Raw genomic sequence first — 9,644 nt, 5'->3', positions numbered from 1 at the left:
GCCCCACACTCCCCACCACGACCCGGAAGGTCCCGTTTCCTCCATGCCTGAACTGGTGTTTTTCTCCGGCACGATGGATTGCGGGAAGAGTACCCTCGCGCTCCAGATCGGGCACAACCGCTCGGCGCGGGGGCTGCAGGGCGTGATCTTCACGCGTGACGACCGCGCCGGTCAGGGCAAGCTCTCCTCCCGCCTCGGCCTGGTCACGGAGGCGGTCGAGGCCGCGCCGGGCATGGACCTGTACGCCTACCTCGTGGCCCAGATGTCGCAGGGCGGCAAGGTCGACTACGCGATCGTGGACGAGGCGCAGTTCCTCGCCCCCGAGCAGATCGACCAGCTGGCCCGGATCGTGGACGACCTGGGGCTCGACGTCTTCGCCTTCGGCATCACCACGGACTTCCGCACCAAGCTCTTCCCGGGCTCGCAGCGGCTGATCGAGCTGGCGGACCGGATCGAGACCCTCCAGGTGGAGGCCATGTGCTGGTGCGGGGCGCGCGCCACGCACAACGCCCGCACGGTCGGCGGCGAGATGGTCGTCGAGGGTGAGCAGGTCGTCGTCGGCGATGTCAACCAGTCGCCGGAGGAGGTCGGTTACGAGGTCCTGTGCCGCCGCCACCACCGTCGCCGCATGACGAGCGCCGCTGCGCGCGCGGCCGCGATCTCCCCCGACGTCCTGCCGGTCAACCCCGCCTGAAGGCCGCAACGGGCTGCAGCGCGGACGACCTCCTCCCCCCCGCCGTCGTGACCGGGGGAGGGAGGAGCCCCTGCCGTGTGCAGGGCACGGGCGGGCGCCTCCCGGAACGCCGTGGTGTGATCGGCCGGCGGGTCGCCGGCCGGACCGGGGCGGTGGAAGGCGAATCGGGCGGGGTGGCCGCCCGCACACCGGCCGACACGGCGTCGACGCGGGCGCAGGTGCCGGAGGCGGAACCGCCCCCCGTAGCGGCACCGCCGTGAACCGGCGGCGGGGCTTCTGCAGCGATCGTCGCGTCGTTTCCGAGGAGGAGTCCACGGCAGCCTGACGCCCGGAGCGGGGCCGCTCAGAGGCCGTTGCCGGGGCGGAGCTCGACGAGGGCCAGCAGGGCGCCCTCCGGGTCCGTGACGGTGGTGACCCGGCCGGTGAGGCCCTCGCGGGGCGGCTGGACCACGCGCCCGCCCAGCCGGTGCACCAGGGCCGCGGCCGCGTCGACGTCGTCGACGGCGAAGTACGTCATCCAGTGCGGCCCGCGGTCGTGCGGCAGGGAGCGCCCGACGCCGTGCACGGCGGCGACGGGCCGGCCGTCCAGGAGCAGGGTCAGGTAGTCGAAGTCGGCGGCCGGGGCGGCCGAGGCGGGGGCCGTGGTGCGGTGCACGGCCTCGTGGCCGAAGACGTGCTCGTAGAACTTGCCGACGGTCGTGGTGTCCTGGGTGACCAGCTCGGCCCACACGGGGGTGCCGTGGACGCCGGACAGCCGGGTCCCGATGCGCTCCTCCGCCTGCCAGAGCCCGAAGACCGCCCCCAACGGGTCGGAGCAGATCGCCGTCCGGCCCGCGCCGGCCGCGTCGAGCGGGCCCACGGCGACCGTGCCGCCGCACGAGCGGACCGCCTCGGCCGCCGCGTCGGCGTCATCGGTGGCGAAGTACGTCGTCCAGGCCACCGGAAGGTGCCGGTCCGGCGGCATCTCGCCGATCCCGGCGACTTCCCGGCCGCCGAGGAGGGCGTGGACGAACGGGCCGAAGGGTTCGGGGCCGGGCTCGTACTCCCAGCCGAAGAGGTCGGTGTAGAAGGCCTCGGTGGTCCCGAGGCCGTGCACCATCAGACTCGACCAGCACGGGGTGCCGGGCGGGCGCCGCGTCGCGTGTGCTGCCTCGGTCATGTCAGCAGTCTCCTCCCTTGTGGGGCTGTGCCGGACCAGATGGTTTCACTCCGGCGGGTCCGGCGCGCCCCGACCGGCCGGGATTCGCCGGAGCGGGGTTAGATGACCGAATCGGTGCGGCCCGTCGGCAGCGGACTCGTCACGCGGGCTGCGGGGCGGGGAGGAAGATGGCTGCATGACTGCGAACTCTGCGATTCTCTCCGCCGCCGAGCTGGCGGCCGGGCTGGCCGGTCCGCGGCCGCCGGTGCTGCTGGACGTCCGCTGGCAGCTGGGCGGCCCCGACCTGCGGTCCGCGTACGAGGCCGGCCACCTGCCGGGTGCCGTGTACGTCGACCTGGACCGCGAACTGGCCGGTCCGCCGGGGTCGGGCGGGCGGCACCCGCTGCCGGACCCGGACGGGTTCGGGGCGGTCATGCGCCGGGCTGGGGTCGGCGCCGACACGGACGTGGTCGTGTACGACGGCGGCCTGGGCTGGGCCGCCGCCCGCGCGTGGTGGCTGCTGCGCTGGACGGGTCACACGCGGGTCCGGGTGCTGGACGGGGGCCTGGCCGCGTGGACCGCGGCGGGTGGTGTGCTGACGGATGAGCCGCCGGCTCCTGCCGAGGGCGATTTCAAGCCAAGTCCGGGAGGTGTCGGTCTGCTCGACGCGGACGCTGCGGCGGCCCTGGCGCGCAGCGGGATCCTGCTCGACGCGCGGGCGGGGGAGCGCTACCGGGGCGAGGTGGAGCCGATCGACCCGGTCGGCGGGCACATCCCCGGGGCGGTGTCGGCGCCGACGACGGAGAACACGGGCCCGGACGGGCTGTTCCTGCCCGCGGACGAGCTGCGGGCCCGCTTCACCGGGCTGGGCGCGGGCGGCGCCGTCCCGGTGGGTGTGTACTGCGGTTCGGGCGTGTCGGGGGCGCACGAGGTGCTGGCGCTGGAGGTGGCCGGCATCCCGGCAGCGTTGTACGCCGGCAGCTGGTCGGAGTGGTCCTCGGACCCGGAGCGGCCGGTGGCCACGGGCCCGGACCCGCAGTAGCGGGCGGGGGCGGGGCGGGCCGACCGTGTCCCGAGGGCCGGTGCGCGGCCTTTCCCCCGGTCCCGCCCTTCTGGTGGCAGCGGACAAGCGGCTCCGCCGCGTGGCGGGGCTCCGTCCCGGACCCCGCCCCGGACCCCGTTTCGGCCGCTGCGCGCCCGGTGCGCTCGACTGCGAGTGCGCTCGAACTGCCCCGGCTGCCGCCGGGTGTGCCCCCGGCGCGGGCGGGAGGACCCAGCCCGCGCGGTGGCATCCCGCGCGGGGGCTACTCCTGCTTCTTGCGCCGGGTGCCGAAGACGATCTCGTCCCAGCTGGGGACCGCCGCGCGGCGGCCCGGGCGGACGCCGTCGGCTTCGGCCTGGCGGTCCGTGGTGCCGGTCAGCCGGTCACGGTGGCCGGCAACCGTCCGCGGCATGAGGACGTCCGCGTACGCGGCGCCCGCGCCCGCCGAGGCGGCCGGGGGCTCTTCGGCCTCCGCCTCCTGCGCCGGGGGGTCGTCGCGTTCGGGGACCACGAGGTCGCCGCGGAAGCTCGGCACCGCCTCCAGCAGGCTGGTGAGCGTGTCCCGCTCCTCCTCCGGTTCCGGCGCGGGCGCAACGGGGCGCTCCGGCCGGTCGAGGGTGCGGTCGAGCGGCCGGTCCCGCGGCAGCCGGGCGATCCTCGGCACGAACGGGTAGCTCGGCTCCGGGGTCGTCGGGAGGTCGTCGGCTTCGCCGATCAGCGCGCGGGCCTCGTCGTCCACGGCCACGACCAGCCTGCGCGGCGGGTCGTAGGTCCAGCTCGCCGAGTGGGTTTCGTTCGCGACCCGGTAGACCAGCAGGACCTCCCAGGTGCCGTCGTCGCGGCGCCAGGAGTCCCACTGGACGGAGTCCTTCTCTACCCCGCGCATCAGCAGCCGCTCCGCCACGGCCTCGCCGAGCTGGGGGCCGGTGTTCTCGCCGGGGCGGCGTACGGGGGTCTTGCGGGCCCGCTCCGCCATGAACGCACGCTCGGCCAGCACCGGGCCCTCGAAGCGGCGTACGCGGTCGACGGGGATGCCGGCGAGCTGAGCGACCTCCTCCGCGGAGGCGCCGGCCCGTATGCGCGCCTGGATGTCGCGGGGGCGGAGGTGGCTCTCCACCTCGATCTCGATCTGGTTCAGGCGCGCGCGGTCGTTGCGCACGGCAGCCCGAAGCCGCTCGTCGATCGGAAGGGTGTATTCCGTGCTGTCCGCAGCCTTGAGCACCAGTCGTGTGCCGTCATTCGAGACGGCCACGACACGCAGTTCGGGCATGGGGACCTCCCGGGTGGTGCCTGCCGACGTCACGTGCGTCGCTGCTTCCGCTAGTCGAGTGTGGCCTGCCCGGGTGCAGCCTGCCACAACCTTGCCGAGTTCAACCGGCGTGTCGGGCATGCGCCCTTGATCGCCGTTATGGCACGGTTACCTGTTGGGTACGCACAGTGACCGGATGGTTACTGTGCGCAGCAGGCGCCCGTGCAATGCCGCGGCATCACCGGTCCGAGTGCCGCTTTCTCCGTCAACCGGCCCCCTCTCCCGGGTCCGGACAGCCGAAAGGAAGGACGGCCCCAGGCGTCGCCACAGTACTCCATTCGGGCCACCGCGGTGGACCGCCGCGCCGCCGAAATTGCCGGTGTGGGCGGCGGTTGGGCTGCCCCGGATCGCGCCGGACCGGCGATCGTGCCCGTTTTCGGGCGACTTGGTGCGCGGAGTCCGCAGAAACGGAGTCTTTCCTTTCGCCCGGGAGTCGCGTGACTCCGGGGAGCGATGGGCACGGGAGTCCAAGAGTGGTGGGACACACACCGGGTGACGGGGGGACAGGAACGGAGGGGTGGGATCCGGGCCCGCCGCCGCGCGCGCACGGCGCACACCGCACGACGCACGGCGCACACCGCACCGCGCACGGTGCCGGCCCGGGATCCCGCGGCGGCCTCAGTCGCCCAGCACCCGCCGCAGGTAGTCGTTGCCGAAGCGCCGGTCCGGGTCCAGCCGGTCCCGCAGGGCGGTGAACTCGCCGAACCGCGGATAGGCCTCGGCGAAGTACGCCGCGTCCCGGGTGTGCACCTTGCCCCAGTGCGGCCGCCCGCCGTATGCGGTGAAGATGCGCTCGGCGGCGGTGAAGTAGGCCTGGTACGGGGTGCCCTTGTACATGTGCACGGCGATGTACGCCGTGTCCCGCCCCGAGGCCGTGGACAGCGTGATGTCGTCCGCAGGGGCGGTGCGCACCTCCACGGGGAAGCTGATGCGCAGCCGGGAGCGGTCGACCACCGCCTTGAGCTCCCGCAGCGCCGCGACGGCGTGCTCGCGCGGAAGGGCGTACTCCATCTCCACGAACCGCACCCGTCGCGGGCTGGTGAACACCTTGTACGGGATGTCCGTGTACGTGCGGGCGGACAGGGCGCGGCTGGCGACGCGGGCGATGGCGGGTATGGCCGCCGGGACGGCGCGGCCCAGCGAGTTGACGGCCTGGAAGACGCCGTTGGACAGGAGCTCGTCCTCGATCCAGGCGCTCACCGGCCCGGGCGGGGCGGCGGGGCCCTGGCTGCGGTTGTTGCGCTTGGTGTTGCAGTTGCCGGTGTGTGGGAACCAGTAGAACTCGAAGTGCTCGTTCTCCGCGAAGTGCTCCTCGAACTCCGCGGTCACCCGGTCAAAGCGCATGGGCTCCTCACGGGCGGTCAGGAAGAACAGCGGCTCGACGGCGAAGGTGATCGCGGTGACGACGCCGAGGGCGCCGAGACCGATCCGGGCGGCCGCGAAGACCTCCGGGTGCTCCTTCTCGGAGCAGGTCAGCAGCCGGCCGTCCGCGGTGACCAGCTCCAGGCCGCGGATCTGGGCGGCGATGGAGGCGGAGTCGCGGCCGGTGCCGTGGGTGCCGGTGCCGGCCGCACCCGAGACCGTCTGCTCCATGATGTCGCCCATGTTGGTGAGCGACAGGCCCTCGGCGGCGAGGGCCCGGTTGAGGTCCTTCAGTGCCGTGCCCGCCGCCACCGTCACGGTGCCGGCGGCCCGGTCGATGCCGAGGATCCCGGTGAGTGCCTGGGGGCGCAGGAGCACCCCGTCGGTGGCGGCCGCCGCGGTGAAGGAGTGTCCGGTGCCGACCGCCTTCACGCGCAGCCCGTCCTCGGCGGCCCGCCGCACGGCCTCCCGGACCTCCCCGACCGAGGCCGGGGCCACCACCCGCGCCGGCCGGGCGGTGACGTTGCCCGCCCAGTTACGCCACGCTGCCGGATTCCGCGGTGTGCCCGGTGTCCCCGGTTGCTGCCGTCCTGCTGTGACCGTCCCCATCGTCAGCTGGCTCCTCCCCTTGCGCCGGCCTCGTCAGCCGGCGGTAACCCGCGAACGCGACCGCCGCCGCGGCGGTCCCCGCCGAGATGGAGACGACGTACCCGGTCTTCGCGCCGGCGGCGTCGATGACCCAGCCGGCCACGGAGGACCCGAGCGCGACCCCGACCGCGAGGCCGGTGCTGATCCAGGTCATGCCCTCGGTCAGCTTCGCGCGTGGTACGTGCGCCTCGATCAGGGCCATCGTGGTGATCATCGTGGGAGCGATCGCGAGGCCCGAGACGAAGAGCGCCACGGCCAAGAACGGCAGGTTCCCGGCCAGTAGGAGGGGGATCATACTCACGGCCATCGCACACACGCCCAGTACCCAACGGCGTTCGGCCTTCCCCTTCAGGTGGAGGAGGCCGAAGACGATGCCCGCGATGCAGGAGCCGGCCGCCCAGATCGCGAGGATGAAGCTGGCCGCGGACTTGTGGCCCTGCTCCTCGGCGAAGGCCAGGGTGACCACGTCGATGGAGCCGAAGATCGCGCCCGTCGCGACGAACGTGGCCATCAGCACCTGCAGGCCGGGGGAGGTCAGCGCGGAGGTGCGGTCGGCGGCCGGGTCGCGCGGGTGCGGGGGCGGCTCGGTGGCGCGCTGCGCGGTGAGCCACCAGACGCCCACCAGCAGGCAGAGCGCGGCGATCAGCGGCCCCGCCTCGGGGAACCAGGTGGTCGACAGGCCGATGGCGAGGATGGGGCCGAAGATGAAGCAGACCTCGTCGACGACGGATTCGAAGGAGTACGCCGTGTGCAGTTCGCGGGGCCGGTCGCGGTAGATCGCGGTCCAGCGGGCGCGGATCATCGAGCCGACGCTCGGCACGCAGCCCGCCAGCGCCGAGAAGACGAACAGGGTCCAGTCCGGGAGCCCGTTCGCCGCGGACAGCAGCAGTCCGGCGACGGCGGCGAGCGCGATCAGGGTCGCCGGGCGGAGCACGCGCCGCTGGCCGTACTGGTCCACCAGGCGGGACACCTGCGGTCCGACGACGGCGGCGGACAGGGCCAGGGTCGCGGTGAGCGCGCCGGCCAGCGCGTAGCGGCCGGTGAGCTCGGAGATCATGGTGAGGATGCCGACGCCGACCATCGACAGCGGCATCCGGCCTATGAAGCCGGCCGTGCTGAACCCCTTCGTGCCGGGGGCGGCGAAGATGGCGCGGTAGGGACTGGGCAAGGGCCCTCCGTAAGGGACGTCGCTGGCCCATACAGGTTACGTGTGCCGACAGGCGCCCGCACGGGGGTTGTCCAGACAGGAAGTTAGGTTTACCTTACCTGCGTTCGCGGAGCCGGAGCGCGGCGGGCCCCGTTCCCCGCCCCAGGGGCCGGGTGGCAGGATTCGAGGCATGTCAGACCAGCTCCGTGCCGCCGCCGCGCCCCCGGCCCAAGGTCCTGCCGGCCCCTACGACGCCCTCCTGCTGCTCTCCTTCGGCGGCCCGGAGGGCCCCGACGAGGTCGTCCCCTTCCTGGAGAACGTCACGCGCGGGCGCGGGATCCCGCGCGAGCGGCTCAAGGAGGTCGGGCAGCACTACTTCGGCTTCGGCGGGGTCAGCCCGATCAACGCGCAGAACCGGCTGCTGCTGGAGGCGCTGCGCAAGGACTTCGCCGAGCACGGACTGGACCTGCCCGTCTACTGGGGCAACCGCAACTGGGGGCCGTACCTCACCGACGTGATGCGGGAGATGGCCGCCGACGGCCGCCGGCGCATCGCGGTGCTGGCGACCAGCGCCTACGCCTCCTACTCGGGCTGCCGCCAGTACCGCGAGAACCTCGCCGACGCACTGGCCGCCCTGGAGCAGGAGGGCGTCGCCGACCTGCCGCGGGTGGACAAGCTGCGGCACTACTTCAACCACCCCGGCTTCGTGCAGCCGATGATCGACGGCGTGCTGGCGGCACTGGAGTCGCTGCCCGAAGAGGTGCGCGCGGGCGCCCGCCTGGCCTTCACCACGCACTCGATCCCGACCGCCGCCGCGGACACCTCCGGCCCGGCCGGCGACCACACCGCCGGCGGCGAGGGCGGGGCGTACGTACGGCAGCACCTGGACGTCGCCGAGGTGATCGCGGACGCGGTGCGCGCCGAGACGGGCACCGAGCTGCCCTGGGAGCTCGTCTACCAGTCCCGCAGCGGTGCCCCGCACGTCCCGTGGCTGGAGCCGGACATCTGCGACCACCTGGAGGCACTCCACGGGGCCGGCGCGCCGGCGGTGGTGATGGTCCCGATCGGCTTCGTCTCGGACCACATGGAGGTCATGTACGACCTCGACACCGAGGCCCTGGCCAAGGCCGCGGAGCTGGGACTGCCGGCGGTGCGCTCGGCGACGGTCGGCGCCGACCCGCGCTTCGCGGCGGCGGTCCGGGAGCTGCTGCTGGAACGGGCCGCGGCGGAGCGGGGCGAGCCCGTGGAGCGGTGCGCCCTGGGGCTGCTCGGCCCGAGCCACGACCTGTGCCCGGTCGGCTGCTGCCCGGCGCGGACCGCCCGGCCGGCGGCCGCAGGGGCCGACAGCCCGTACGCGTAAGGGGGAGCGAACCGTGACATCGCAGACGCACGCAGGGCCCGCCGGGGCCCCGGACGGGCTGGCCGCCGAGCTGCTGGAGGTGGCCCGGGAGGCCGCCCGGGCCGCCGGCGAGCTGCTGCGGGACGGCAGGCCGGCCGATCTGGCGGTGGCCGCGACGAAGAGCAGCCCGATCGACGTGGTGACCGAGATGGACCTCGCCGCGGAGGAGCTGATCACCCGTGTCCTGGAGCGTCGGCGGCCGAACGACGGGCTCCTGGGCGAGGAGGGCGCGGACCGGCCGGGCACCAGCGGGGTGCGCTGGATCGTTGATCCGCTGGACGGCACCGTCAACTATCTGTACGGCCTCCCCTCCTGGAGCGTGTCCATCGCGGCCGAGTACGAGGGGGAGACCCTGGCCGGCGTCGTCGCGGCCCCGATGCGCGGGGAGACCTTCCACGCGGTGCTCGGCGGCGGGGCGTGGCTGGGGGACACCCGGCTCGCGTGCCGGGCGGCCGCACCGCTGGACCAGGCCCTGGTGGCGACCGGGTTCGCCTACCTCCAGCCCCGCAGGGCGCAGCAGGCGGACGTCGCGCAGCAGGTGATCCCGCGGGTGCGCGACATCCGGCGGGGCGGGTCGGCGGCCATCGACCTCTGCGACGTGGCCGCGGGGCGGCTGGACGCGTACTACGAGCGCGGGCTCAACCCCTGGGACCTGGCGGCGGGGGTGCTGATCGCCCGCGAGGCGGGGGCGCTGACCGGCGGCCGGCCGGGGCGGCCCGCCTCGGGCGAGCTGGCGCTCGCGGGCACGCCGGCCGTGTTCGAGGCGCTGCAGCCGCTGCTGGAGGCGGCCGGGGCCTGGCACGACTGAACGCCCGCCGCGGCCCGGAACGGAGTCCGGCGGGAGTGCCGGGCAGGCCGGGACGTGCAGGGACCCCGGCCGCCTGCGGGCGGCCGGGGTCCGGGGG

8 protein-coding genes are annotated in these 9,644 nt (G+C 74.4%); 4 read left to right on the top strand and 4 right to left on the bottom strand.

What is annotated here, in order from left to right; translation table 11 throughout:
- Nucleotides 1-43: 43 nt before the first annotated feature.
- Nucleotides 44-694: a thymidine kinase gene (locus HYE82_RS29255; RefSeq protein ID WP_179177195.1), complete on the top strand. Its 651-nt coding sequence runs from the start codon at nt 44-46 to the stop codon at nt 692-694.
- Between the two features lie 343 nt (nt 695-1,037).
- On the opposite strand, the gene HYE82_RS29250 is transcribed toward HYE82_RS29255, so the two are convergent.
- Nucleotides 1,038-1,853 carry a VOC family protein gene (locus tag HYE82_RS29250; protein WP_179177194.1) on the bottom strand — a complete coding sequence of 272 codons (816 nt, stop codon included), beginning with the start codon at nt 1,851-1,853 and terminating at the stop codon, nt 1,038-1,040.
- A 175-nt stretch (nt 1,854-2,028) separates the two neighbouring features.
- On the opposite strand from HYE82_RS29250, the gene HYE82_RS29245 reads away from it, so the two are divergent.
- The gene (locus tag HYE82_RS29245; protein ID WP_179177193.1) at nt 2,029-2,874 is read left to right on the top strand and encodes a sulfurtransferase; all 846 of its coding nucleotides are present in this window, start codon (nt 2,029-2,031) and stop codon (nt 2,872-2,874) included.
- A 262-nt stretch (nt 2,875-3,136) separates the two neighbouring features.
- On the opposite strand, the gene sepH is transcribed toward HYE82_RS29245, so the two are convergent.
- The 3 genes from sepH to HYE82_RS29230 form a co-directional block, all read right to left on the bottom strand.
- Entirely contained in the window at nt 3,137-4,177 is a 1,041-nt protein-coding gene (gene sepH, locus HYE82_RS29240; RefSeq protein ID WP_179177192.1) for a septation protein SepH, read from the bottom strand.
- Nucleotides 4,178-4,801: 624 nt separating this feature from the next.
- Nucleotides 4,802-6,154, bottom strand: coding sequence for a D-arabinono-1,4-lactone oxidase (locus HYE82_RS29235; protein ID WP_179177191.1), 1,353 nt, complete (start codon nt 6,152-6,154; stop codon nt 4,802-4,804).
- Nucleotides 6,081-7,361 carry an MFS transporter gene (locus HYE82_RS29230; RefSeq protein WP_179177190.1) on the bottom strand — a complete coding sequence of 427 codons (1,281 nt, stop codon included), beginning with the start codon at nt 7,359-7,361 and terminating at the stop codon, nt 6,081-6,083. The genes HYE82_RS29235 and HYE82_RS29230 overlap by 74 nt, the downstream gene beginning before the upstream one ends.
- A gap of 169 nt (nt 7,362-7,530) precedes the next feature.
- Between HYE82_RS29230 and HYE82_RS29225 the strand changes: the two genes are divergently transcribed.
- On the top strand, nt 7,531-8,700 hold the full coding sequence (locus HYE82_RS29225; RefSeq protein ID WP_179177189.1) for a ferrochelatase: 1,170 nt from the start codon (nt 7,531-7,533) through the stop codon (nt 8,698-8,700).
- 13 nt (nt 8,701-8,713) lie between these two features.
- The gene (locus HYE82_RS29220; RefSeq protein WP_179177188.1) at nt 8,714-9,547 is read left to right on the top strand and encodes an inositol monophosphatase family protein; all 834 of its coding nucleotides are present in this window, start codon (nt 8,714-8,716) and stop codon (nt 9,545-9,547) included.
- Nucleotides 9,548-9,644 lie beyond the last annotated feature (97 nt).

Source organism: Streptomyces sp. BR123 (assembly GCF_013401435.1).
Taxonomy (GTDB): domain Bacteria; phylum Actinomycetota; class Actinomycetes; order Streptomycetales; family Streptomycetaceae; genus Streptomyces.
Note: the sequence above shows the minus strand (reverse complement) of the source record. Positions and strands in the feature narration are given on the sequence as shown.

What these genes read in the sequence shown, in the direction of transcription:
- HYE82_RS29255 (WP_179177195.1), top strand. Translation starts at nt 44, where the DNA reads ATGCCTGAACTGGTGTTTTTCTCCGGCACGATGGATTGCGGGAAGAGT.
- HYE82_RS29250 (WP_179177194.1), bottom strand. Translation starts at nt 1,853, where the DNA reads ATGACCGAGGCAGCACACGCGACGCGGCGCCCGCCCGGCACCCCGTGC.
- HYE82_RS29245 (WP_179177193.1), top strand. Translation starts at nt 2,029, where the DNA reads ATGACTGCGAACTCTGCGATTCTCTCCGCCGCCGAGCTGGCGGCCGGG.
- HYE82_RS29235 (WP_179177191.1), bottom strand. Translation starts at nt 6,154, where the DNA reads ATGGGGACGGTCACAGCAGGACGGCAGCAACCGGGGACACCGGGCACA.
- HYE82_RS29225 (WP_179177189.1), top strand. Translation starts at nt 7,531, where the DNA reads ATGTCAGACCAGCTCCGTGCCGCCGCCGCGCCCCCGGCCCAAGGTCCT.